Here is a 23,053-nt window from a genome sequence, read left to right as displayed (position 1 = left end):
GGGGCGTATGAGGACCGGTGCCACACCCGCGCCCCGCACGGGACCCGGGCTCGGTGACGTGACCCGGGGGCGCATCCTCTTCGGCGGGGACTACAACCCCGAGCAGTGGCCCGAGGAGACCTGGACCGAGGACGTCCGGCTGATGCGGGAGGCCGGCGTCAACTCCGTCACCCTGGGCGTCTTCTCCTGGTCCCGGCTCGAACCCCGGCCGGGCGCACGGGAGTTCGGGTGGCTGGACCGGCTGATGGAGCTGATGCACGGCAGCGGGATCGGCGTCGTACTGGCCACCCCGACCTCCTCGCCGCCGCCCTGGCTCGGGCGGCTGCACCCGGAGACGCTGCCGCGCGACGAGGACGGCCGCACCGAGTGGTGGGGCGGCCGGCAGCACTTCTCGCACTCCAGCGCCGTCTACCGGCGCCACGCCGCCGCCATCACCGAGGACCTCGCCGCCCGTTACGGCGGCCACCCCGCCCTCACCATGTGGCACGTCAACAACGAATACTGCACCTACGACTGGGGCGACGAGGCCGCCGCCCGCTTCCGCCACTGGCTGCGGCGGCGGTACACCACCCTCGACGCCCTCAACTCGGCCTGGGGGACGGCCTTCTGGAGCCAGGGCTACGGCGAGTGGGCGGAGATCCTGCCGCCCCGCCACGCCCACTACCTGAAGAACCCGGGCCAGGTGCTGGACTTCAAGCGGTTCACGTCCGACATGCTCCTGGAGTGCTACACCGCCGAGCGCGACATCGTCCGCCGGCACAGCCCGCACCTCCCGGTCACCACCAACTTCATGCCGCTGTGGTCCGGGCAGGACGCCTGGCGGTGGGCGGAGCAGGAGGACGTCGTCTCGGTCGACCTGTACCCCGACCCGCGCGACCCCTTCGGCGCCCAGCACGGCGCCCTGGTCCAGGACATGACCCGCTCGCAGGCCGGCGGCCCCTGGATGCTGATGGAGCAGGCGGCCGGTCCCGTCAACTGGCGGGGCGTCAACCACCCCAAGCCGCGCGGCCTGGGCCGCCTCTGGTCCCTGCAGGCCGTCGCCCGCGGCGCCGACGCCGTCTGCTACTTCCAGTGGCGCCAGTCCCGGCAGGGCGCCGAGAAGTTCCACTCCGGGATGGTCGGCCACGCGGGCCCGCGTGGGCGCACCTTCCAGGAGGTCGCGCGGCTCGGCGGCGAACTCGCCGCGATCGGCAGGGAGGTGACGGGCCGGCACAGCCGCGGCGACATCGCGATCCTGCACGACTGGCACTCCTGGTGGGCCGGCGCCCACGAGGGCCGGTTGTCCGCCCGGGTCGACCACGCCGAGGTCCTCACCGCCTGGCACCGCGCCCTCTGGCAGGGCCACTTCGCCACCGACTTCGCCCACCCCGAGCACGATCTCGGCCCGTACGCACTGGTCGTCGTCCCCCAGCTGTACGCCCTCACCGACGCGGCCGTCGACAACCTCCTCGCCCACGTCCAGGACGGCGGCACCCTCGTCTGCGGCTTCCTCACCGGCGTCGCCGACCAGGACGACCGGGTGCGCCCCGGCGGCATGGACCCGCGCCTGCGCGAGCTGTTCGGCATCCGCACGCTGCACGAGTGGTGGCCGCTGGACGAGGGGGAGAGCGCCGACACCGACGGCCTGCGCGGCACACTGTGGTCGGAGGAGATCGAGGCCGCCGAGGACGCCTCGGTCGAGGCCCGGTACAAGGGAGGCGAGCTCGACGGCCTGCCCGCCGTCCTGCGCAACGGCCGCGTCTGGTACGTCTCGACCCTTCCCGAGCCGCACGCGCTGCGCGCCCTGCTGACCCGGATCGCCGCCGGCGCCGGCGTCCGGCCCGTCCTCGACGGCCTGCCCGACCAGGTCGAGGCGGTGCGCCGCGGCGACCTGCTCTTCGTCCTCAACCACGGGCGCGAGTCGGTCACCGTGAAGGTGCCCGGCACCCACCGCGACCTGCTGACCGGGACGGCCGTCGAGGACGAGCTCACCCTCGGCCGCTACGGAGTGGCGGTGCTGCGGCCATGAGCCTCGTCCACGGAACCTGGGAGCCGCTGCCCGCGAGCCGCTGGGAGGACGGGTTCCTGAGCGGCAACGGCCGCCACGGCACCCTTGTGTTCGGCGATCCGAACGACGAACGGGTCGTCGTCACCCATCACACCCTGGTCCGCCCCAACGGCGGCGAGAGCGCCCGCCCGCCGCAACTGGCCGCCCAACTCTCCGCGGTACAGGACCAGTTGCTGGCGGGCCAGCTGCACGCCGCCGAGGACCTCACCGACGGACGCGACCTGCAGTGGGTGCAGCCCTTCCACCCCGCCTTCCAGATACGGCTGCGCCGGTCGCCCGCCGAGGAGCCGCGCGGCCACCGCCGCTCGGTCGACTTCACCACCGGTGTCGCGGAGACGGTCTGCGAGGGCAGGCGCAGCCGGGTCTTCGTGTCGCGGGCGGACGACGTGATCGTCCAGCACCTCGCGACCGCGGACGTGGACATCGCCCTGGACCACCGCCTTCCCGGCGCGCCCGCGGGCCTCGCCGTGGGCGACGGCGCCGTGCTCACCGCGGACGGCGCCCTGCTCACCCTGCGGGTCAGGTACCCGGGCAGCCGGACCGGCTACACCGGGCTCACCCTCGTCGTGGTCACCGGCGGCCGGACGACGCTCACGCCTCCGGGGCTGCGCGTCACCGGCGCCGAGTCGGTCCTGCTGCTCACCCGGGTGCTGCGGCACACCGGCGAACTGGACACCGCACCACACGCCCGCGCCCTGCGCGGCCTGGCGCCGGAGGACAGACCGGACCCGTACGCCACGCTCCTCGCCCGGCACACCGCCCTGCACCGGACCGCCTACGAACGCGTCGCCCTCGACCTGGGCGCCGATCCCGCCGAACGCGCCCTGCCGGGCTCGGAGTTGCTCGCGCGCCCCGGCAGCCCCGCCCTCCTGGAGCGCCTCTTCGCCGCGGGCCGCCACCACCTGCTCTGCGCGAGCGGCCTCTTCCCGCCCCGGCTGACCGGCCTGTGGACCGGCGACTGGAACACCGCCTGGTCCGGCGCGTTCACCAACGACGCGAACCTCAACCTCCAGACGGCGTCCGCCGTGGCCGCCGCCCTGCCCGAGGTCACCGAGGCCCACGCCACGCTGATCGGCCGGCAGCTCGGCGACTGGGCCGAGAACGCCCGCGCGGTCTTCGGCGCCCGCGGCGTGGTCGCCCCCGCGCACAGCGACGGCGAGTCCGGGCTGTCGTACCACTTCAGCCGCGAGTACCCGCTGCACCTGTGGACCGCGGGCGCCGACTGGCTGCTCAAACCGCTCGTCGACCACGACGAGACGGAAGGCACCAGGGACCCGCGCACCGCCCAGGCGCTCAGGCAGGTCGCCCTGTTCTACGAGGACTTTCTCGACCGGACCGACGAGGACGGCCGGCTCGTCGTCGTGCCCTCCTACTCGCCCGAGAACCGTCCCGCGGGCGCCGGCTGGGGCACGATCAACGCGGCCATGGACCTCTCGGCGGCGCGGCACGCCCTGCTGACGGCCGCCGGCCACCACCCGGGCACCCCCGAGGCCGCCCGCTGGCGCGCCCTCGCGAAACGGCTGCCCCCGCACCGTGTCAACGCCGACGGCGCCCTCGCCGAATGGGCCTGGCCCGGCCTCGGCGACACCTACGACCACCGTCACCTCAGCCATCTCTACGGCGTCTGGCCGCTGGACGAGATCAACCCGTACGACACCCCCGACCTGGCGGATGCCGCCCGCCGCGCGCTCGAACTGCGCGGCGCCGAGAACGACTCCGCGCACGGCCATCTGCACCACGCCCTCGTCGCCGCCCGGCTGCGGGACGGCGAGCGGGTCGCGCACGCGCTCGGCCAGGTGCTCGGCGGCGACTTCTTCCACGCCTCCCTGATGAGCGCGCACTACCCGCACCGCGACGTCTACAACGCGGACGCCGCGCACACCCTGCCCGCCGTGCTCATCGAGATGCTCGTCCAGTCCACCCCGGACCGGCTGGTCCTGCTGCCCGCGCTCCCGGCCGCCTGCCCCCAGGGCCGGCTCCGCGGCGTCCGCACCCGCTTCGGGGCCCGGCTCGACCTCACCTGGACCCCGCACGAAGCGACCGCGGTCATCCGCCCCGGCCGTACCCACCGCGTCGAACTCCGGACTTCCACCGGCGCCCGCCCGCTCGACCTGGTCGCCGGAGAAGACCACGTCCTCACCCTGAGGACGTGGTGATCCGAGCACTTCCCCCCACCCATGGAAGGGACACCATGGCACCACGCACGTTCGCGCGCCGGATCACCATGGCGCTGATCGCCCCCGCCCTCGCGCTCGGCGCCACCGTGAGCCTCGCCTCCGCCCCCGCCTCGGCCGCCGTCTGGAGCTCCTGCGACCAGTGGGGCAGCACCACGCTGAACGGCTACACGCTCTACAACGACATCTGGGGCTCCGGCGCCGGCAGCCAGTGCATCTGGGCCAACTCCGGAACCAACTGGGGAGTCGTCGCCAACCACCCCGACACCGGCGGCATCAAGGCCTACCCCAACGCCAAGAAGGTGATCAACAAGTCGATCACCTCGCTCGGTTCGCTCTCCAGCAGCTACAACGTCTCCGTCCCGTCGTCGGGCGCGTACAACACCTCGTACGACATCTGGGACACCGGCTACAAGTACGAGATCATGCTCTGGATGAACAAGACCGGAGCCGTGGGACCGCTCGGGACCTCGCAGGGCAGCCTCACGCTGGGCGGTCACACCTGGACCGTCTACAAGGGCAACAACGGCTCGAACGACGTGTTCTCGTTCGTCCGCACCTCCAACTCCTCCTCAGGCACCGTCGACATCCTGCCGATCCTGAAGTGGATCAAGGACACCAAGGGCTGGTTCGGCAACGTGACCGTCGGGGACCTGCAGTTCGGCTTCGAGATCACGTCCTCGTCCGGCGGCCTGAACTTCACCGTCAACAGCGAGAGTGTCAGCAGCAGTTGAGCCCGAACGCCGCCGTGCCGCCCCTCAGGGGGAGCGGCACGGCGGCGCCTGTCATTCGGCGACGGGCAACTGCGCGCCGTCCCGCAGGAACAGCGGGATCCGCTCCAGCGGCGCGTCCACCGTGACCGTCCTGCCGCCCTCGTGGACCTCACCGGTCCACGCGTCCGTCCAGACCGCACCCGCCGGCAGGTACGCCGACCGGGCCGTCGCGCCGGCCGTGAGCACCGGCGCCACCAGCAGGTCCCGGCCGAAGAGATACGCGTCGTCCACCGTCCAGGCCGCCCGGTCGTCGGGGAACTCCAGGAACAGCGGCCGCATCACCGGCAGCCCCTCCTCGTGCGCCTCCCGCATGACACCGAGGACGTAGGGCTTCAGGCGCTCGCGCAGCCGCAGGTAGCGCTCCATGATCGCGCCGGCCTCCTCGCCGTACGACCACACCTCGTTCGGGCCGCCGGTCATCTCCGGGCCCAGCGGCATACCCGGGTCGCGGAAGCCGTGCAGGCGCATCAGCGGGGACAGCGCGCCGAACTGGAACCAGCGGACCATGACCTCGCGGTAGGCCGGGTCGCCCGGGTCGCCGCCGTGGAAGCCGCCGATGTCCGTGTTCCACCAGGGGATGCCGGACAGCGCGGTGTTCAGGCCCGCCGCGATCTGGCGGCGCAGGGTCGGGAAGTCGGTGCCGATGTCGCCCGACCACAGGGCGGCGCCGTAGCGCTGACTGCCCGCCCAGGCCGAGCGGTTGAGCGTGATCACCTCGCTCTCGCCGGACGCGAGCAGGCCCTCGTGGAAGGTGCGGGAGTTCTCCGCCGGGTAGCTGTTGCCGACCTCGAGGCCCGCTCCCGTCCAGTAGCGCAGGTTCTCCTGGAAGCCGGGCTTGATCTCGGGCTCGCAGGCGTCCAGCCAGAAGGCCGTGATGCCGTACGGGAGCAGGTAGTTGTCGCGGACCTTCGACCAGACGAAGTCCCGTGCCTCGGGGTTCGTGGCGTCGTAGAATGCGACCTGGACGGTGGAGGCGACCTCCTTGTCCGGCCAGTCGGCGTGGGCCGTCGGGCCGTACTGGGTGCCGATGAAGTAGCCGCGCTGCTCCATCACGGGGTGGTTCTCGGAGAGCGGCGACACCGACGGCCAGACGCTCACCACCAGCTTGATGCCCAGCTCGTCCAGTTCGCGGACCATCGCCGCCGGGTCCGGCCACTCGGCCGGGTCGAACCTCCACTCACCGAGGTGCGTCCAGTGGAAGAAGTCGCAGACGATCGCGGAGATCGGCAGCCCGCGCCGCCTGTACTCCCGTGCCACGGCGAGGAGTTCGTCCTGGGTGCGGTAGCGCAGCTTGCACTGCCAGAAGCCCGCCGCCCACTCGGGCAGCATCGGCGTCCGGCCCGTGACCGCGCTGTAGCGGCGCTGGCCGTCGGCCGGCCCGCCCGCGGTGATCCAGTAGTCGATCTGGCGGGCCGAGTCGGCCACCCAGCGGGTGCCGTTGTACGCCAGCTCCACCCGGCCGATCGCCGGGTTGTTCCACAGCAGCGTGTAGCCGCGGCTGGAGCAGAGCACCGGCACGGAGACCTCGGCGTTGCGCTGGACCAGGTCGACGACCAGGCCCTTCTGGTCGAGGCGGCCGTGCTGGTGCTGGCCGAGGCCGTAGAGCCGCTCGCCGTCGTAGGCGGCGAAGCGCTGCTCCAGGCGGTGGTGGCCGTTGCCGACGGCGGTGTAGAGGCGCGAGCCCGGCCACCAGAAGTGGGCGCGCTCCTCGGCCAGGATCTCCGTGAGGTCGTCGCTGCGCAGGTAGCGGACCAAGCCCTCGGCGCTCACCTGGACGGTCAGCGCGCCGACCGTCAACTGCCCCTCCCCGTCACCGATCTTGATGCTGCTCTCGGTGGCCGGGGCCTCGGCCAGAAGCGCACCCGGTGTGTTCTCCAGGACGGGGCCGCCGAGCCGGGCCCGCACCCGGACCGCGTCCGGGCCCCACGGCTCGATGCGCAGCGTCTCCTGACGGCCGCTCCACTCCAGCGCGCCGTCCCGTTCACGGAAGGTGCCGACGGTGGGGGACGACTGCGCGAGGCTGACCTGAGTCTGGTTTTCGGCAGGCTGATTCACGAAGGGTGCTCCCGAAAGGACATGAGGGTGCCCAAAGGCAGGGGACGGCGGAGATCAGGACGTGCTCGACGGCGCCGGGCCGGTGCTCGCCCGGACCGTCAGCTCGGGGGCGATCAGGACGACTTCGTCGGACTCGCGGCCGTCGAGCTTGGCGACCAGCCGCTCCACGGCGTGCCGGCCCATCTCCTGCGCGGGGATGGCGACGGAGGTCAGCCGCACCGAGGCCTGGACGGCGACCTGCTCAGGGCAGACCGCGACCACCGAGACGTCCTCGGGCACGGCGCGGCCCTGCTGGCGCAGCAGGGCGAGCAGCGGCTCGACCGCCGACTCGTTCTGCACGACGAAGCCCGTGGTGCCCGGGCGCTCGTCGAGGATGCGGGCGAGGGTGACGGCCATCGCGTCGTAGCCGCCCTCGCACGGCCGGTGCAGCAGCCGTACGCCCAGCTCCTGGGCGCGCGAGCGCAGTCCGTCGAGCGTGCGCTCGGCGAAGCCGGTGTGCCGCTCGTAGACCGCGGGCGCCTCGCCGATGACAGCGATGTCGCGGTGGCCGAGCATCGCGAGGTGCTCGACGCACAGCGCGCCCGTCGCCCTGAAGTCCAGGTCGACGCAGGTCAGTCCGGTGGTCTCGGCGGGCAGCCCGATCAGCACCGACGGCTGGTCGGTGCCGCGCAGCAGCGGCAGCCGCTCGTCGTCGAGCTCGACGTCCATCAGGATCATGGCGTCGGCGAGCCCGCTGCCGGTGACCCGGCGCACCGCGTCAGGGCCCTCCTCGCCGGTGAGCAGCAGGACGTCGTACCCGTGCGTGCGGGCCGTGGTGGCGACCGCGATGGCGATCTCCATCATCACCGGCACGTACATGTCGGTGCGCAGCGGGACCATCAGGGCGATGATGTTCGACCGGCTGCTGGCCAGCGCCCGCGCGCCCGCGTTCGGGTGGTAGCCGAGCTCGCGGATGCTCTGCTCGACCCGCTCCCGGGTGTTCGTGGAGATGGACCGCTTGCCGCTGAGGACATAGCTCACCGTGCTCGCCGAGACTCCGGCGTGCTGGGCGACCTCGGCGAGGGTGACCATCCAGCTCTCCAAGCTATGTGAAGCGCTTCGACAGTGCGCAGGGCGAACACGGGCGGGTGAGGGTGGTTCGACACTAGCTCTCACGGGAGTGGGTGTCCATAGGTTGTCGAAGCGCTTCGACAACCTTTCCTCTCCGGGAGCCTCCCGGAGAGGAACCGTCCCCCGAAGGGGCTCCCGGTGCAAGGCCCCGGCATCCGGCCGGCGGGTGGCACTGCGTCAATTCGGGTCAACGACCCTGCCCCAGGGGTGGTGAGGTCGCCCGGGATCGGGTACATACGATCGGGTAGAACCCGTCGGTAACCGATAAGGCCCAAGATCCCGATTCGCGGCGAGGTGTGCCTCATGTCCGCACCATCCAGCAAACCCACCGTCTCCGAGCGTGAGGCCCGCCAGGTGGCGGAGGCGGCCCGGGAACAGGAGTGGCGCAAGCCCAGCTTCGCCAAGGAACTGTTCCTCGGCCGCTTCCGGCTCGACCTCATCCACCCCCACCCCATGCCGACCGACGAGGCCGCCCAGCGCGGCGAGGAGTTCCTCGCCAAACTGCGCGACTTCTGCGAGACGAAGGTCGACGCGGCGCTGATCGAGCGCGAGGCCCGCATCCCCGACGAGGTCATCAGCGGCCTCAAGGAGATCGGCGCCCTCGGCATGAAGATCGACACCAAGTACGGCGGCCTCGGCCTCACCCAGGTGTACTACAACAAGGCACTGACCCTGGCGGGCTCCGCCAGCCCCGCGATCGGGGTGCTGCTCTCGGCGCACCAGTCGATCGGCGTACCGCAGCCGCTGAAGCTGTTCGGCACGCAGGAGCAGAAGGACCAGTTCCTGCCCCGGTGCGCGCGGACCGACATCAGCGCCTTCCTGCTCACCGAGCCCGACGTCGGCTCCGACCCGGCCCGCCTCGCGACCACCGCGGTGCCCGACGGCGACGACTACATCCTCGACGGCGTGAAGCTGTGGACCACCAACGGCGTCGTCGCCGACCTGCTGGTCGTGATGGCGCGGGTGCCGAAGGGCGAGGGCCGCAAGGGCGGCATCACCGCCTTCGTCGTGGAGACCAACTCGCCCGGCATCACCGTCGAGAACCGCAACGCCTTCATGGGCCTGCGCGGCATCGAGAACGGCGTCACCCGCTTCCACCAGGTCCGGGTCCCCGCCGCCAACCGCATCGGACCCGAGGGCGCGGGCCTGAAGATCGCGCTCACCACGCTCAACACCGGCCGCCTGTCGCTGCCCGCGTCCTGCGTCGCCGCCGGCAAGTGGTGCCTGAAGATCGCCCGCGAATGGTCCGCGGCCCGCGAGCAGTGGGGCAAGCCCATCGCCCACCACGAGGCCGTCGGCGCCAAGATCTCCTTCATCGCGGCGACGACCTTCGCCCTGGAGGCCGTACTCGACCTCTCCAGCCAGATGGCCGACGAGAACCGCAACGACATCCGCATCGAGGGCGCGCTCGCGAAGCTCTACGCCTCCGAGATGGGCTGGCTCATCGCCGACGAGCTCGTCCAGATCCGCGGCGGCCGCGGCTTCGAGACCGCCGCCTCCCTCAAGGCCCGCGGGGAGCGGGCGGTTCCCGCCGAGCAGGTCCTGCGCGACCTGCGGATCAACCGCATCTTCGAGGGCTCGACGGAGATCATGCACCTCCTGATCGCCCGTGAGGCCGTCGACGCCCACCTCACCGTCGCCGGCGACCTCATCGACCCCGACAAGTCCCTCCAGGACAAGGCCAAGGCCGGTGCCAACGCGGGCGTCTTCTACGCCAAGTGGCTCCCGAAACTGGTCGCGGGCCCCGGCCAGCTCCCGGTCTCCTACGGCGAGTTCAAGCGCGAGGTCGACCTCTCCGGACACCTGCGCTACGTCGAACGGCACGCCCGCAAGCTGGCCCGCGCCACCTTCTACGCCATGTCCCGCTGGCAGGGGAAGATGGAGACCAAGCAGGGCTTCCTGGGGCGCGTCGTGGACATCGGCGCCGAACTGTTCGCGATGAGCGCGGCCTGCGTACGGGCCGAGCTCCTGCGCAGCCAGGGCGACCACGGCCGCGAGGCCTACCAGCTCGCCGACGCCTTCTGCCGCCAGTCCCGCATCCGCGTCGAGGAGCTCTTCGGCCGCCTGTGGAACAACACCGACGACCTCGACCGCAAGGTGGTCAAGGGCGTGATGTCCGGCACCTACGAGTGGCTGGAGGACGGCATCGTGGACCCCTCGGGCGAAGGCCCCTGGATCGCCGCATCCGACCCCGGACCCTCACAGAGGGACAACCTGCACCGCCCCATCGGCTGACCACCGCACGTCCCGGAGGGATCCCCCCGGCGCCTGATCTTCATGCCGTCCTCACAAGGGGGGATCCCGCCGCAACCCGGCCGAGCCCGACAAGCCACCCACCCGAGCGACGCGCTGTCCTCCCGGCGGCGCGACTCGGCAACAATGGAGGGATGAGCGACAGTCCAGCCTCACGAGGGCACGGGTCGGAAACCCCGTCTGCCCCGACCCGCGCCCTCGCCGACCCGCACCTCGTCTACGACCCCGTGGCCGGCGGCGGCCCGAAGGACGTGGTGATCCTCGGCTCCACCGGGTCGATCGGCACCCAGGCCATCGACCTCGTGCTGCGCAACCCCGACCGCTTCCGCGTCACCGGGCTCTCGGCCAACGGCGGCCGGGTCGCCCTGCTCGCCGAGCAGGCGCACCGGCTGCGGGTGCGGACCGTCGCGGTCGCCCGCGAGGACGTCGTGCCCGAGCTGCGCGAGGCGCTCGCCGCGCGGTACGGCGCGGGGGAGCCGCTGCCGGAGATCCTCGCCGGGGCCGAGGCGGCCACCCGGCTCGCCGCCTCCGACTGCCACACCGTCCTCAACGGCATCACCGGCTCCATCGGCCTCGCCCCGACCCTCGCCGCCCTGGAGGCGGGCCGCACCCTCGCGCTCGCCAACAAGGAATCGCTCATCGTCGGCGGACCGCTGGTCAAGGCACTGGCCAAGCCCGGCCAGATCATCCCGGTCGACTCCGAGCACGCGGCCCTCTTCCAGGCGCTCGCGGCCGGCACCCGGGCGGACGTACGGAAGATCGTCGTGACGGCGTCCGGCGGCCCCTTCCGCGGCCGCACGAAGGAGCAGCTGGCGAACGTCACGGTCGAGGACGCCCTCGCCCACCCCACCTGGGCCATGGGCCCGGTGATCACGATCAACTCCGCGACCCTCGTGAACAAGGGGCTGGAAGTGATCGAGGCACACCTCCTCTACGACATTCCCTTCAGCCGCATTGAGGTGGTCGTGCATCCCCAGTCGTATGTCCACTCGATGATTGAGTTCACGGACGGCTCGACGATCGCCCAGGCGACGCCCCCCGACATGCGGGGGCCGATCGCCGTCGGCCTCGGCTGGCCCGAGAGGATCCCCGACGCGGCCCCGGCCTTCGACTGGAGCAAGGCGTCGACGTGGGAGTTCTTCCCGCTCGACAACGACGCCTTCCCGTCGGTGAACCTCGCCCGGCACGTGGGTGAGCTCGCGGGCACCGCCCCGGCGGTGTTCAATGCGGCCAACGAGGAGTGCGTGGAGGCGTTCCGCGGCGGGGCGCTGCCCTTCAACGGGATCATGGAGACCGTGACCAGGGTGGTCGAGGAGCACGGCACCCCGGCCACGGGAACCTCACTCACCGTGTCGGACGTCCTCGAAGCGGAGACCTGGGCACGGGCCCGGGCCCGGGAACTGACGGCGCAGACGGCTTCGGCCACCGCGGAGGCGCGTGCATGACATCCCTGATGATGGTCCTCGGCATAGTGATCTTCGTGGTCGGCCTGCTGGTCTCGATCGCGTGGCACGAGCTGGGGCACCTGTCCACCGCCAAGCTCTTCGGCATCCGCGTGCCGCAGTACATGGTGGGCTTCGGCCCGACCATCTGGTCACGCAAGAAGGGCGACACCGAGTACGGGTTCAAGGCCATCCCGTTCGGCGGCTACATCCGCATGATCGGCATGTTCCCGCCCGGTGACGACGGCCGGATCACCGCGCGCTCCACGTCACCCTGGCGCGGCATGATCGAGGACGCCCGCTCGGCGGCCTTCGAGGAGCTCCAGCCAGGTGACGAGTCGCGGCTCTTCTACACGCGCTCGCCCTGGAAGCGGGTCATCGTGATGTTCGCGGGCCCCTTCATGAACCTCATCCTGGCCGTCGCGCTGTTCCTCACGGTCCTGATGGGCTTCGGCATCACCCAGCAGACCACCACCGTCAGCTCGGTCTCCCAGTGCGTCATCGCGCAGAACCAGAACCGCGACGACTGCAGGAAGGGCGACCCGGCCTCCCCGGCCGCGGCGGCGGGCCTCAAGGCCGGCGACAAGATCGTCTCGTTCAACGGCGTGCGCACGGACGACTGGAACAAGCTCTCCGACCTCATCCGGGCCACCCCGGGCAAGGACGTGGCGATCGTCGTCGACCGCAAGGGCCAGGACGTCACCCTGCACGCGAAGATCGCCACCAACCAGGTCGCGAAGAAGGACTCCACCGGCCAGGTGGTCCCGGGCAAGTTCGTCAGCGCCGGCTTCCTCGGCTTCAGCGCGGCCAACGGCGTCGTCCGCCAGGACTTCGGTGACTCCGTGTCCTGGATGGGCGACCGGATCAGCGAGGCCGTCGACTCCCTCGCGGCCCTGCCCGGCAAGATCCCGGCCCTGTGGGACGCGGCCTTCGACGGCGCGCCCCGCCAGCCCGACTCCCCGATGGGCGTGGTCGGCGCGGCCCGCGTCGGCGGCGAGATCTTCACCCTCGACATCCCGCCCACCCAGCAGCTGGCCACGGCCCTGATGCTGATCGCCGGCTTCAACCTCTCGCTGTTCCTGTTCAACATGCTCCCCCTGCTCCCGCTGGACGGCGGCCACATCGCCGGCGCCCTGTGGGAGTCCCTGCGCCGCAACCTCGCCCGCGTCCTGCGCCGCCCGGACCCGGGCCCGTTCGACGTGGCGAAGCTCATGCCGGTGGCGTACGTGGTGGCCGGGGTGTTCGTGTGCTTCACCCTGCTCGTCCTGATCGCGGACGTGGTTAACCCGGTGAAAATCACCTAGACACGTGGAGTTCGGGGCGGCCTGGAACGCTTCGTTCCAGGCCGCATTCCATCGAGTGGGTTTAGGGGCGGGATGTGCTGGGGCCTGCGCCGGTGCCGTAATCTCGAACCCTGGAGCCCGCTGCTGACGGGACCGGACCTTGATCCACGACTTGGGGTTGCACAGCAGATGACTGCGATTTCTCTCGGCATGCCGTCCGTTCCGACCAAGATCGCCGAGCGGCGCAAGAGCCGGCAGATCCAGGTCGGATCCGTGGCCGTGGGCGGGGACGCCCCCGTGTCCGTGCAGTCGATGACCACGACCCGTACGTCCGACGTCGGCGCCACGCTCCAGCAGATCGCGGAACTGACCGCCTCCGGCTGCCAGATCGTGCGGGTCGCCTGTCCTACGCAGGACGACGCCGACGCGCTCGCGACCATCGCCAAGAAGTCGCAGATCCCGGTCATCGCCGACATCCACTTCCAGCCGAAGTACGTGTTCGCCGCGATCGAGGCGGGCTGCGCCGCGGTCCGCGTGAACCCCGGCAACATTAAGCAGTTCGACGACAAGGTCAAGGAGATCGCGCGGGCGGCCAAGGACCACGGCACCCCGATCCGCATCGGCGTGAACGCCGGCTCCCTCGACCGCCGCCTGCTCCAGAAGTACGGCAAGGCCACCCCCGAGGCCCTCGTCGAGAGCGCCCTGTGGGAGGCGTCCCTCTTCGAGGAGCACGACTTCCGCGACATCAAGATCTCGGTCAAGCACAACGACCCGGTCGTGATGATCGAGGCGTACAAGCAGCTCGCCGCCCAGTGCGACTACCCGCTGCACCTCGGCGTGACGGAGGCCGGCCCCGCGTTCCAGGGCACCATCAAGTCGGCCGTCGCCTTCGGCGCCCTCCTCTCCCAGGGCATCGGCGACACCATCCGCGTCTCCCTGTCGGCCCCGCCGGTCGAGGAGGTCAAGGTCGGCAACCAGATCCTGGAGTCCCTCAACCTCCGCCAGCGCGGCCTGGAGATCGTCTCCTGCCCGTCCTGCGGCCGCGCCCAGGTCGACGTCTACAAGCTGGCCGAGGAGGTCACGGCGGGCCTGACCGGCATGGAGGTCCCGCTGCGCGTCGCCGTCATGGGCTGCGTGGTGAACGGCCCGGGCGAGGCCCGCGAGGCCGACCTCGGCGTCGCCTCCGGCAACGGCAAGGGCCAGATCTTCGTCAAGGGCGAGGTCATCAAGACCGTCCCCGAGTCCAAGATCGTCGAGACGCTCATCGAGGAAGCGATGAAGATCGCCGAGCAGATGCAGGCGGAGGGCACGGAGTCCGGAGAGCCGTCGGTCTCGGTGGCGGGCTGAGCGATTTCGGACCGAGGGCCCTGTCCGAGCGCCGGTCCCGGCAATGTCAGCCCGTCCGGCGTTCGGGGCCAAGGCCCGTCCAGGGCCGGAGCGGGGGCCCGGGGGCAGCAGCCCGCGGAGAGCACTGCAGCCAAGTCCCGCCTGACCGACAGACGGGGGCGGCGCCGCAAAGCATCCGCAGGTACAGTGCGGAGATCAGCAGAACCCGCAGCGTGAGGCCCTCCGCGTGTTGACCCAGACCACCTCCCGGGTGCTCGAACCGAGCGACCTGGACGCCGCGCTCGCCGTCCTCGACCGTGAGCCGGTCGCGAACGCCTTCGTGACGTCACGGGTCCAGGTCGCGGGCCTCGACCCGTGGCGCCTCGGCGGCGAGATGTGGGGCTTCTACGAGGAGGGCATGCTGACCTCCCTGTGCTACGCGGGCGCCAACCTCGTCCCGATCTGCGCCACTCCGCGCGCCGTGCGCGCCTTCGCCGACCGCGCCCGCCGGGCCGGCCGCCGCTGCTCGTCGATCGTCGGACCGGTCGAGCCCACCGCGCAGCTGTGGCGCCTGCTGGAACCAAGCTGGGGCCCGGCCCGCGAGGTCCGCGCCCACCAGCCCCTCATGGTCACCGACCGCATGCCCGACGCCATCACCCCGGATCCGTACGTGCGCCGCATCCGCAAGGACGAGATGGAGACGATCATGCCGGCGTGCGTGGCGATGTTCACCGAGGAGGTCGGCGTCTCCCCGCTGGCCGGAGACGGCGGGCTGCTGTACCAGGCGAGGGTCGCCGAACTCGTCGGCTCCGGCCGCTCGTTCGCCCGCCTCGACGAGCACGGCAAGGTCGTCTTCAAGGCGGAGATCGGCGCGGCCACCGCCCACGCCTGCCAGATCCAGGGCGTGTGGGTGGCGCCGGAGTACCGGGGCCAGGGCGTCGCCGCCCCCGGCATGGCGGCCGTGCTGCGGTACGCGCTGGCCGACGTGGCCCCGATCGTCAGCCTCTACGTCAACGACTTCAACACCCCGGCCCGCAGGGCGTACCAGCGCGTGGGCTTCCAGGAGGTCGGCGCGTTCATGAGCGTTCTGTTCTAGCCGCACCTCACAGTGCTGTTCTGACCCTCGTACGAGCCCTGTAGTCTCCCCGGCATGCTGCGCTTTCCCGGTCACGGACACCGCCGGCCCGACGACGTCGTGATCGGTCCCCTCGATCTGTCCGCCCGGGTCGACGAGGCGCTCGCCGTGCAGGCCCTGGCCTTCGGGCTGGGCGCCGACGAGGTCGCGGTGCGGCGGCAGATCGTCCTGCGGCACATGACGTATCCGGGGGCCCGCGCGCTCGGCGCCACCATCGAGGGCCGCCTGGTCGGCTTCGTCTACGGCATGCCGAACGACCGCGCGCACTGGTGGTCCACGGTCGTGGAGCCGTACGTGCGCGCGCAGGGCCACGAGAGCTGGCTCGACGACTCCTTCGTGATCACCGAGCTGCACGTCCACCCGGGCCACCAGAACCGCGGCATCGGGCGCGCTCTGATCACGATCATCACCGACGGCGCCGCCGAGCCCCGCTCGATCCTCTCGGCGATCGACGTGGACAGCCCGGCCCGGGGCCTCTACCACTCCCTCGGCTACGAGGACCTCGCCCGTCAGGTCCTCTTCCCGAGCGCCCCGAAGCCGTACGCCGTGATGGGCGCCCCTCTGCCGCTGCGCCACCGTTAACCGATTTCCACCGGAACCGGCCCCCCGGCTAACCTCCTTGCCATCACCTAGACGCAGCAGGAGTACGAGAACCATGGCGAACGCACCGGTCCAGCGCATGTCCCAGTTGATGGCCAAGACGCTGCGTGACGACCCGGCGGACGCCGAGGTCCTCAGCCACAAACTGCTCGTCCGCGCCGGCTACGTCCGCCGTACCGCGGCCGGCATCTGGAGCTGGCTGCCGCTCGGCAAGAAGGTCCTCGGCAACATCGAGCGCATCGTCCGCGAGGAGATGGACGCGATCGGCGCCCAGGAGGTGCTGCTCCCCGCCCTGCTGCCGCGGGAGCCGTACGAGGCGACCGGCCGCTGGCAGGAGTACGGCCCCGAGCTGTTCCGCCTCAAGGACCGCAAGGGCGGCGACTACCTCCTCGGCCCGACCCACGAGGAGATCTTCACCCTGCTGGTGAAGGACCAGGCGTCCTCCTACAAGGACCTGCCGGTCGTGCTCTACCAGATCCAGCACAAGTACCGCGACGAGGCCCGTCCCCGGGCCGGCATCCTGCGCGGCCGCGAGTTCCTGATGAAGGACTCGTACTCCTTCGACACCGAGGACGAGGGCCTCGCGCGGTCGTACGCCCTGCACCGTCAGGCCTACCAGCGGATCTTCGAGCGCCTCGGCCTCGACTACCGCATCTGCGCCGCGACCGCGGGCGCCATGGGCGGCTCCAAGTCGGAGGAGTTCCTCGCCCCGGCCGAGGCCGGCGAGGACACCTTCGCGGACTGCCCGAACTGCGACTTCGCCGCCAACACCGAGGCGATCACGTACGAGCTGAAGCCGGTGGACGGCTCCGGCGTGCCGGCCGTCGAGGAGCTCGACACCCCGGACACCCCGACCATCGAGACGCTCGCCGCGTTCCTCGGCGTCCCGGCCTCCGCCACGCTGAAGAACCTCCTGGTGAAGGTGGACGGCGAGATCGTCGCCGTCGGCGTCCCGGGCGACCGCGAGGTCGACATGGACAAGGTCGAGGCGCACTTCGCCCCGGCGCTCGTGGAGATGGTGACCGAGGCCGACTTCGCGGGCCGTCCGGACCTGGTCCGCGGCTACGTCGGGCCGCAGGGCCTGGGCGAGAAGGTGAAGTACATCGCCGACCCGCGTGTGGCCCCCGGCACCGCCTGGACGACCGGCGCCAACAAGCCGGGCGTGCACGCCAAGAACGTCGTGGTGGGGCGTGACTTCGAGGTCGGCGAGTACGTCGACGTCGTGGTCGTCCAGGACGGCGACCCCTGCCCGGTGTGCGGCACCGGCCTCAAGCTGGACCGCGCCATCGAGATCGGCCACATCTTCCAGCTCGGCCGCAAGTACGCCGACGCCCTCAAGCTCGACGTCCTCGGCCAGAACGGCAAGCCGGTCCGCGTCACCATGGGCTCCTACGGCATCGGCGTCTCCCGCGCGGTCGCGGCCCTCGCCGAGCAGACCGCCGACGAGCAGGGCCTGTGCTGGCCCGCCGAGGTCGCCCCGGCCGACGTGCACGTGGTCGCCGCGGGCAAGGCCCTGCAGACCGAGCTTGCCCTGGAGGTCTCCGAGAAGCTGAGGTCGGCCGGGCTGCGCGTCCTGGTCGACGACCGGGCCGGGGTCTCCCCGGGTGTGAAGTTCACCGACTCCGAGCTGATCGGCGTGCCGAAGATCCTGGTCGCGGGCCGCCGTGCCGCCGACGGCGTGCTGGAGCTCAAGGACCGCAGGTCCGGTGAGCGCGAGGAGCTGACGGTGGACGAGGCGATCGCCCGCCTGACCGCTTGAGCAACTCCTCAGAAAGGTCTCTGGAGCCCTCAAGGGGGCTCACAGACTTCTCCCAGGCCGTTCCCCGACCGCAGGACGTGACAGAGCGTCACTACGGGAGGGGATCGGTCATGACCATCGGAGAACGGGGCCCCGCGGCCCTCGTCCGCAGAGGTGCCCGGCGCACCGCGGCCGTCACGCCGGCGGCCACCGCGGGGTGCTTCGCCCTCGTCGGCACCCTGCAGGCGGACGCGGACACGGCGGCGGACAGCGGCACGGGATCCAGCGCGAGCAGCGGCGACAACATCAGCAGCGCGGACCGTTCGTCCGCCACACACCCCTGCTGCCCGTACCTCAGGAGGCCTGACGTGGACCAGCGGATCACCGTCGACCGGACGTCCTGTGAGGGACACGCGCTGTGCGCCGAACTCCTCCCGGAACACATCACCCTGGACGAGTGGGGCTACCCGCTCGTGGCCGGCACCCCGGTCCCGGCGCGGACGGTGGGCCGGGCGCGCAGAGCCGCGGCGGACGCCCCGCCCTGGCCCTCGAGCTGACACCCCCAGGGCTTCCTGCCCCGGGCCACCCGGCTAGAGCCAGCCGGCGAACTCCAGCAGCAGCTCCGCGTCCTTCGACCGCCCCACCCGCAGCGCCCGTGCGCCGGACTCCACGGCCCGGAACAGCGTCCACCCCCGCAGCCGCTCCTGATCCACCTCCAGCGACTCCGCGAGCCGCTTGACCCGCCGCCGCGTGGTCGACGCCCCCGACGGCGAGGCGATCAGATCCTCCACCCGGTCCCGCACCAGCCGGGCCAGGTCGAAGGCGCACTCACCGACGACCGGATCGGGCCCGACCGCCAGCCACGGCATCCGCTCCCCGGCCAGCACCTTGCTCTGCCGGAACGTGCCGTGCAGCAGCCGGTGCTCGGGCGGCGCCGCCAGCAACGACTCGCGCGCGGTCACCGCCGCGTCCACCAGCGGCGCCACGTCGCGGGCCTCGGACGCGGTCGCCCGCATCGCCTCGGCCTGCCGTCCCGTGCGCTCGGCGACGGTCTCGAAGGAGTGACCGGCGGGCGGCTCGACCCACAGCCGGCGCAACGTCCCCGCCGCCTCCAGCAGCGCCTTCGCCTCGGGCAGCGACCGTACGGACACGTCCGGATGCAGCCGCTCCAGCAGCAGCACGCCCTCCACCGGGGGGTCGTCGAGCAGCTGCACCGCACCGGTGCCGCCCCAGTGCGCGAGCGCGGCCCGCTCGCTCTCCGGCCGGGCGCGGGGCGGCGCCAGCTTGAGCACCGCGGGGGTGCCGTCCGGCCTGCGCACCAGCGCGACCAGGCTGCTGCGCCCGCCGGGCACCTGCACCCGCTCCACGGTCAACTCGCGTAGCGCGACGGCCTGCTGCGCCACTTCGGGCAGCTTCTCCAACCAGTCGTCGCCGTCGGGTGCCGTCTCGCCGAGCGTCCTGACCAGACGCTGCGGCGGTTCGAAAGCCATGCGCGAGTCGTTCCCTTCCAGTACGCGTTACGCCGTGGGCGCCGGCGAGGGCGAGGCTGTGGCCGCCCGCTCGGCGAGCCCAGGGAAGGCTACGCTCTCGCCGCTCCAGCGCACCGCCCGCACCGCCGCCTCCCGCAGCGCCCCGGCGGCCGAACGCCGCTGTTCGCCCACGGTTGCCCGGACGAGGTCGGAGTACACACCGGCCACGCGCTCCTCCAGCTCGGTGGCGAACCGCACGGCCGCGCCCGAGTCCGGCACCGGGAACGGCAGCGCGTAGCCCGCCGCCGCGGGCACCGGGGTACCGCCCAGATCGCGGACCCTGCGGGTCAGCGCGTCGCGCCGGGCCCGGTGCGCGTCGTACGCCGTCCGCGCCTCGGCACGCCGCTTCTCGCCGATCCGCCCGCCGACAACGCCGTATCCGTACACGGCCGCGTGCTCGGCGGCCAGCGCGGCCTGCAGGGCCTTGAGCTCCTTCGTGTCGCTCCCGCCGCTCATCCGGAACCCTCCGTCAGCAGATACGCGTGCGCCGCTCCGGCCGCCGCCACCGAGGCCAGCAGCCGCGCCAGCTCGCCCGGCACGTCCACCAGCGCCGCCATGCGCCGGTCGGACAGCGCCCGTTCGGCCGCGGCGAGTTCGGCCAGGGCGTCCTTCTCGGTGGCCGGCGTGGACGAGACCTCCCCGGACGCGGAGGCCGACGGCGACGCCGTCCCCGTGCTGCCCTTCGCGGTCGTCCCCCCGAACGCCTCCGTGTGCCGCACGACCTCCGCCCGCAGGGGTGCCAGCCGCTCGGCCACCTGCGGATGCGTGGCGATCACGGCGTCGTACCGCCCGACCATCCCCGCGCTCTCCCGCGCCGCCAGCGCCCGCGCCTTGCGGGTCACCGACTGGCTGCCGCCGGCGCTCTCCTCGGACTTCCCGCCGCCGTCGGAACATCCCGACAGCAGGGCGGCCCCGGCGGCGGAGGCGAGCAGGGCTCTTCGACGGGGCCCCGAGGGGACCCGCAGGGGTGGGGGGTACGACACGGCTGACGTCCTCGGGGGGTGCGTACGAACACATGGGCGGGAACCGCCGTTGATCACGTTACCCGCGAAGTGGCCCACCTCATATCACCCCGAGCCGGAAGGCCTCCGGCCGCACCGCCGGAGGCGAAGGCGGGACGCAGCAGCTCTCGTGACCGGATACGCTTTGACCAGACACGCGACCTTCCCACAACAGCACACGCGGCCGAGGAGTCACCCGGATGAGCACCACCCAGAGCGAGAGGCTGCGAGAGCTCCTGGAACCGCTCGTCAGCTCCCAGGGGCTGGATCTCGAAGAGATCGCAGTGGACTCCGTCGGACGCAAGCGGGTGCTGCGCGTCGTGGTCGACTCGGACACCGGTGCCGACCTGGACCAGATCGCCGATGTGAGCCGCGAGCTCTCGGCGAAGCTCGACGAGAGCGACGCGATGGGCGCGGGTGAGTACACCCTCGAGGTCGGGACCCCGGGCGCGGAGCGCCTTCTCACCGAGCACCGGCACTACGAGCGTGCCGTGGGCCGCCTGGTGAAGTTCCAGCTCGCCGAGGGCGGGGAACTGGTGGCGAGAATCCTGAAGGTCGACGACGAGGGCCTCGATCTCGAGGTGCCCGGGGTCAAGGGCCGCAAGGCCACCTCCCGCCGGCTCGCCTTCTCCGGGATCGACAGGGCGCGCGTGCAGGTCGAGTTCAACCGCAAGGACAACAAGAAGGAAGAGGAGGCGTAGCCGTGGACATCGACATGAGTGCCCTGCGGGGCTTGGTACGGGAGAAGGAGATCTCCTTCGACCTGCTGGTCGAGGCGATCGAGTCGGCCCTCCTCATCGCCTACCACCGCACCGAGGGAAGCCGCCGACACGCGCGCGTGGAGCTCAACCGGGAGACCGGACATGTGACCGTGTGGGCGAAGGAGGACCCCGAGGACCTCGAAGAGGGCCAGGAGGCCCGCGAGTTCGACGACACCCCGTCCGGCTTCGGCCGTATCGCCGCCACCACCGCCAAGCAGGTCATCCTGCAGCGGCTGCGCGACGCCGAGGACGACGCGACGCTCGGCGAGTACGCCGGCCGCGAGGGCGACATCGTCACCGGCGTGGTCCAGCAGGGCCGCGACCCCAAGAACGTGCTCGTGGACATCGGCCGGCTCGAGGCCATCCTGCCGGTGCAGGAGCAGGTGCCGGGCGAGACGTATCCGCACGGGATGCGGCTGCGCTCGTACGTCGTGCGGGTGGCGAAGGGCGTCCGCGGCCCGTCCGTCACCCTCTCGCGCACCCACCCCAGTCTGGTGAAGAAGCTCTTCGCCCTGGAGGTGCCGGAGATCGCCGACGGCTCCGTGGAGATCGCCGCGATCGCCCGCGAGGCCGGTCACCGCACCAAGATCGCCGTCCGCTCCACCCGTTCGGGCCTGAACGCCAAGGGCGCCTGCATCGGCCCGATGGGCGGCCGGGTGCGCAATGTGATGGGCGAGCTGAACGGCGAGAAGATCGACATCGTCGACTGGTCCGACGACCCGGCCGAGATGGTGGCGAACGCGCTCTCCCCGGCCCGGGTCTCCAAGGTCGAGGTCGTCGACCTCGCCGCCCGCTCCGCGCGCGTGACGGTGCCGGACTACCAGCTGTCGCTGGCGATCGGCAAGGAAGGGCAGAATGCCCGGCTTGCGGCCCGGCTCACCGGCTGGCGGATCGACATCCGCCCGGACACGGAGCGGCCCGCGGAGCAGCACGGGGACCAGCGCGGGGAATAGATCCGAGCCGTGTATGGCTCAGATCACGACAGTTGCATGCGCGGAAGTGTTCGATTCTTGCCCCAAAGGGGTGAGGTCGCTCCGGGGAGGTAGACTTAGGAGTGTCTGGCCGGACGCGCGCCCGCGCATGCCCTGAACGCACCTGTGTGGGGTGCAGGCAGCGAGCGGCCAAGAAGGATCTGCTGCGGACCGTGGCGATCGAGGGTGAATGCGTCCCCGATCATCGCGGTACGCTGCCCGGCCGGGGAGCCTATGTGCACCCCGCCGTGGTCTGTCTCGACCTGGCGGTACGTCGCCGGGCGTTCACGCGGGCGCTGCGCGCCCCGGGAGCGCTCGACACCAAGGCGTTGCGCCTCTATGTCGAGCAGCCGACACCGTAAGAAGCGTCGTGCGGAACGTCCGTGCGGCCCTGGTACCCCGCGAGTTGGAAGTAGGTCGAGATTGCGATGAGCACTCGATGAGCACGCGATGAGTACGCCCATGAAGTAGCGACGGTCCGGACGCACCCGGACCTAAAAGGAGCGAAGTGGCTAAGGTCCGGGTATACGAACTCGCCAAGGAGTTCGGGGTTGAGAGCAAGGTCGTCATGGCCAAGCTCCAAGAACTCGGTGAATTCGTCCGTTCGGCGTCTTCGACCATCGAAGCGCCCGTAGTCCGCAAGTTGACGGACGCCCTCCAGCAGGGCAACGGAGGCGGCAAGTCCGCCCCCGCCCGCAAGGCTGCCCCGGCGAAGCCGGCAGCCCCCTCTCCCGCGCAGGCCGCCCGCCCGGCTGCCCCGCGCCCGCCGGCGCCCAAGCCGGCCGCCGCCGAGAAGCCCGCGGCTCCCGCCGCGCCGGCCGCTCCCGGCCCCCGTCCCACCCCGGGCCCGAAGCC

General features: G+C 71.7%; 20 protein-coding genes. 15 read left to right on the top strand and 5 right to left on the bottom strand.

Going from position 1 to position 23,053, the window contains the following annotated elements; all coding sequences use genetic code 11:
* Window positions 1-7 precede the first annotated feature (7 nt).
* The 3 genes from ACFU97_RS30690 to ACFU97_RS30680 are packed head-to-tail and all read left to right on the top strand — an operon-like array spanning window position 8 to window position 4,955.
* The gene (locus tag ACFU97_RS30690) at window positions 8-2,008 is read left to right on the top strand and encodes a beta-galactosidase (RefSeq protein ID WP_384263089.1); all 2,001 of its coding nucleotides are present in this window, start codon (window positions 8-10) and stop codon (window positions 2,006-2,008) included.
* Window positions 2,005-4,203, top strand: coding sequence for a glycoside hydrolase N-terminal domain-containing protein (locus tag ACFU97_RS30685; RefSeq protein WP_384263086.1), 2,199 nt, complete (start codon window positions 2,005-2,007; stop codon window positions 4,201-4,203). The genes ACFU97_RS30690 and ACFU97_RS30685 overlap by 4 nt, the downstream gene beginning before the upstream one ends.
* A gap of 35 nt (window positions 4,204-4,238) precedes the next feature.
* A complete protein-coding gene (locus ACFU97_RS30680) occupies window positions 4,239-4,955 on the top strand; it encodes a hypothetical protein (RefSeq protein ID WP_384263083.1) in 717 nt (238 codons plus the stop codon).
* A 51-nt stretch (window positions 4,956-5,006) separates the two neighbouring features.
* On the opposite strand, the gene ACFU97_RS30675 is transcribed toward ACFU97_RS30680, so the two are convergent.
* Together ACFU97_RS30675 and ACFU97_RS30670 are read right to left on the bottom strand one after the other, a co-directional pair.
* Window positions 5,007-7,049 carry a TIM-barrel domain-containing protein gene (locus ACFU97_RS30675; protein ID WP_384263080.1) on the bottom strand — a complete coding sequence of 681 codons (2,043 nt, stop codon included), beginning with the start codon at window positions 7,047-7,049 and terminating at the stop codon, window positions 5,007-5,009.
* A 54-nt stretch (window positions 7,050-7,103) separates the two neighbouring features.
* Window positions 7,104-8,120, bottom strand: a complete 1,017-nt coding sequence (locus tag ACFU97_RS30670; protein WP_384263077.1) for a LacI family DNA-binding transcriptional regulator — start codon at window positions 8,118-8,120, stop codon at window positions 7,104-7,106.
* 342 nt (window positions 8,121-8,462) lie between these two features.
* Here ACFU97_RS30670 and ACFU97_RS30665 point away from each other — a divergent pair, with 342 nt between their 5' ends.
* From ACFU97_RS30665 to ACFU97_RS30630, 8 genes are all read left to right on the top strand, one after another.
* On the top strand, window positions 8,463-10,394 hold the full coding sequence (locus ACFU97_RS30665) for an acyl-CoA dehydrogenase family protein (RefSeq protein WP_384263074.1): 1,932 nt from the start codon (window positions 8,463-8,465) through the stop codon (window positions 10,392-10,394).
* Between the two features lie 152 nt (window positions 10,395-10,546).
* On the top strand, window positions 10,547-11,857 hold the full coding sequence (dxr, locus tag ACFU97_RS30660) for a 1-deoxy-D-xylulose-5-phosphate reductoisomerase (RefSeq protein ID WP_384263071.1): 1,311 nt from the start codon (window positions 10,547-10,549) through the stop codon (window positions 11,855-11,857).
* A gap of 8 nt (window positions 11,858-11,865) precedes the next feature.
* Window positions 11,866-13,158, top strand: a complete 1,293-nt coding sequence (locus tag ACFU97_RS30655; protein ID WP_384263354.1) for a M50 family metallopeptidase — start codon at window positions 11,866-11,868, stop codon at window positions 13,156-13,158.
* 168 nt (window positions 13,159-13,326) lie between these two features.
* Window positions 13,327-14,484, top strand: coding sequence for a flavodoxin-dependent (E)-4-hydroxy-3-methylbut-2-enyl-diphosphate synthase (ispG, locus tag ACFU97_RS30650; protein WP_384263068.1), 1,158 nt, complete (start codon window positions 13,327-13,329; stop codon window positions 14,482-14,484).
* Between the two features lie 226 nt (window positions 14,485-14,710).
* Window positions 14,711-15,559: a GNAT family N-acetyltransferase gene (locus ACFU97_RS30645; RefSeq protein ID WP_384263065.1), complete on the top strand. Its 849-nt coding sequence runs from the start codon at window positions 14,711-14,713 to the stop codon at window positions 15,557-15,559.
* A gap of 54 nt (window positions 15,560-15,613) precedes the next feature.
* Window positions 15,614-16,180, top strand: coding sequence for a GNAT family N-acetyltransferase (locus ACFU97_RS30640; protein ID WP_384263062.1), 567 nt, complete (start codon window positions 15,614-15,616; stop codon window positions 16,178-16,180).
* Window positions 16,181-16,253: 73 nt separating this feature from the next.
* Window positions 16,254-17,957 carry a proline--tRNA ligase gene (locus tag ACFU97_RS30635; RefSeq protein ID WP_384263059.1) on the top strand — a complete coding sequence of 568 codons (1,704 nt, stop codon included), beginning with the start codon at window positions 16,254-16,256 and terminating at the stop codon, window positions 17,955-17,957.
* 110 nt (window positions 17,958-18,067) lie between these two features.
* Complete coding sequence (locus tag ACFU97_RS30630; protein ID WP_384263057.1) at window positions 18,068-18,493, top strand: ferredoxin; 426 nt, start codon at window positions 18,068-18,070, stop codon at window positions 18,491-18,493.
* A gap of 33 nt (window positions 18,494-18,526) precedes the next feature.
* Here ACFU97_RS30630 and ACFU97_RS30625 read toward each other — a convergent pair whose 3' ends face one another.
* The 3 genes from ACFU97_RS30625 to ACFU97_RS30615 are packed head-to-tail and all read right to left on the bottom strand — an operon-like array spanning window position 18,527 to window position 20,448.
* Window positions 18,527-19,426, bottom strand: coding sequence for an aminoglycoside phosphotransferase family protein (locus ACFU97_RS30625; RefSeq protein ID WP_384263054.1), 900 nt, complete (start codon window positions 19,424-19,426; stop codon window positions 18,527-18,529).
* Window positions 19,427-19,453: 27 nt separating this feature from the next.
* A complete protein-coding gene (locus ACFU97_RS30620) occupies window positions 19,454-19,921 on the bottom strand; it encodes a ferritin-like domain-containing protein (protein ID WP_384263052.1) in 468 nt (155 codons plus the stop codon).
* Window positions 19,918-20,448, bottom strand: coding sequence for a hypothetical protein (locus ACFU97_RS30615; protein WP_384263049.1), 531 nt, complete (start codon window positions 20,446-20,448; stop codon window positions 19,918-19,920). The genes ACFU97_RS30620 and ACFU97_RS30615 overlap by 4 nt, the downstream gene beginning before the upstream one ends.
* 218 nt (window positions 20,449-20,666) lie before the next feature.
* Here ACFU97_RS30615 and rimP point away from each other — a divergent pair, with 218 nt between their 5' ends.
* From rimP to ACFU97_RS30595, 4 genes are all read left to right on the top strand, one after another.
* Window positions 20,667-21,167, top strand: a complete 501-nt coding sequence (gene rimP, locus ACFU97_RS30610; protein WP_384263048.1) for a ribosome maturation factor RimP — start codon at window positions 20,667-20,669, stop codon at window positions 21,165-21,167.
* Between the two features lie 2 nt (window positions 21,168-21,169).
* A complete protein-coding gene (nusA, locus tag ACFU97_RS30605; RefSeq protein WP_384263045.1) occupies window positions 21,170-22,180 on the top strand; it encodes a transcription termination factor NusA in 1,011 nt (336 codons plus the stop codon).
* A 101-nt stretch (window positions 22,181-22,281) separates the two neighbouring features.
* A complete protein-coding gene (locus ACFU97_RS30600) occupies window positions 22,282-22,560 on the top strand; it encodes a YlxR family protein (RefSeq protein WP_384263043.1) in 279 nt (92 codons plus the stop codon).
* Between the two features lie 146 nt (window positions 22,561-22,706).
* Window positions 22,707-23,053 (top strand): translation initiation factor IF-2 N-terminal domain-containing protein (locus ACFU97_RS30595; protein WP_384263040.1); only part of this gene is annotated, 347 nt, incomplete at its 3' end.

It is taken from the genome of Streptomyces sp. NPDC057616 (assembly GCF_042800575.1).
Classification (GTDB): Bacteria; Actinomycetota; Actinomycetes; order Streptomycetales; family Streptomycetaceae; genus Streptomyces.
This window is presented reverse-complemented; position numbering and strand designations above follow the sequence as displayed.

Bases quoted from the DNA above. Each gene is read 5' to 3' on its own strand.
- ACFU97_RS30665 (WP_384263074.1), top strand. From the start codon at position 8,463: ATGTCCGCACCATCCAGCAAACCCACCGTCTCCGAGCGTGAGGCCCGC.
- ispG (WP_384263068.1), top strand. From the start codon at position 13,327: ATGACTGCGATTTCTCTCGGCATGCCGTCCGTTCCGACCAAGATCGCC.
- rimP (WP_384263048.1), top strand. From the start codon at position 20,667: ATGAGCACCACCCAGAGCGAGAGGCTGCGAGAGCTCCTGGAACCGCTC.
- ACFU97_RS30625 (WP_384263054.1), bottom strand. From the start codon at position 19,426: ATGGCTTTCGAACCGCCGCAGCGTCTGGTCAGGACGCTCGGCGAGACG.
- dxr (WP_384263071.1), top strand. From the start codon at position 10,547: ATGAGCGACAGTCCAGCCTCACGAGGGCACGGGTCGGAAACCCCGTCT.
- ACFU97_RS30630 (WP_384263057.1), top strand. From the start codon at position 18,068: ATGACCATCGGAGAACGGGGCCCCGCGGCCCTCGTCCGCAGAGGTGCC.
- ACFU97_RS30680 (WP_384263083.1), top strand. From the start codon at position 4,239: ATGGCACCACGCACGTTCGCGCGCCGGATCACCATGGCGCTGATCGCC.
- ACFU97_RS30635 (WP_384263059.1), top strand. From the start codon at position 16,254: ATGGCGAACGCACCGGTCCAGCGCATGTCCCAGTTGATGGCCAAGACG.
- ACFU97_RS30670 (WP_384263077.1), bottom strand. From the start codon at position 8,120: ATGGTCACCCTCGCCGAGGTCGCCCAGCACGCCGGAGTCTCGGCGAGC.
- ACFU97_RS30685 (WP_384263086.1), top strand. From the start codon at position 2,005: ATGAGCCTCGTCCACGGAACCTGGGAGCCGCTGCCCGCGAGCCGCTGG.
- ACFU97_RS30640 (WP_384263062.1), top strand. From the start codon at position 15,614: ATGCTGCGCTTTCCCGGTCACGGACACCGCCGGCCCGACGACGTCGTG.
- ACFU97_RS30620 (WP_384263052.1), bottom strand. From the start codon at position 19,921: ATGAGCGGCGGGAGCGACACGAAGGAGCTCAAGGCCCTGCAGGCCGCG.
- ACFU97_RS30690 (WP_384263089.1), top strand. From the start codon at position 8: ATGAGGACCGGTGCCACACCCGCGCCCCGCACGGGACCCGGGCTCGGT.
- ACFU97_RS30655 (WP_384263354.1), top strand. From the start codon at position 11,866: ATGATGGTCCTCGGCATAGTGATCTTCGTGGTCGGCCTGCTGGTCTCG.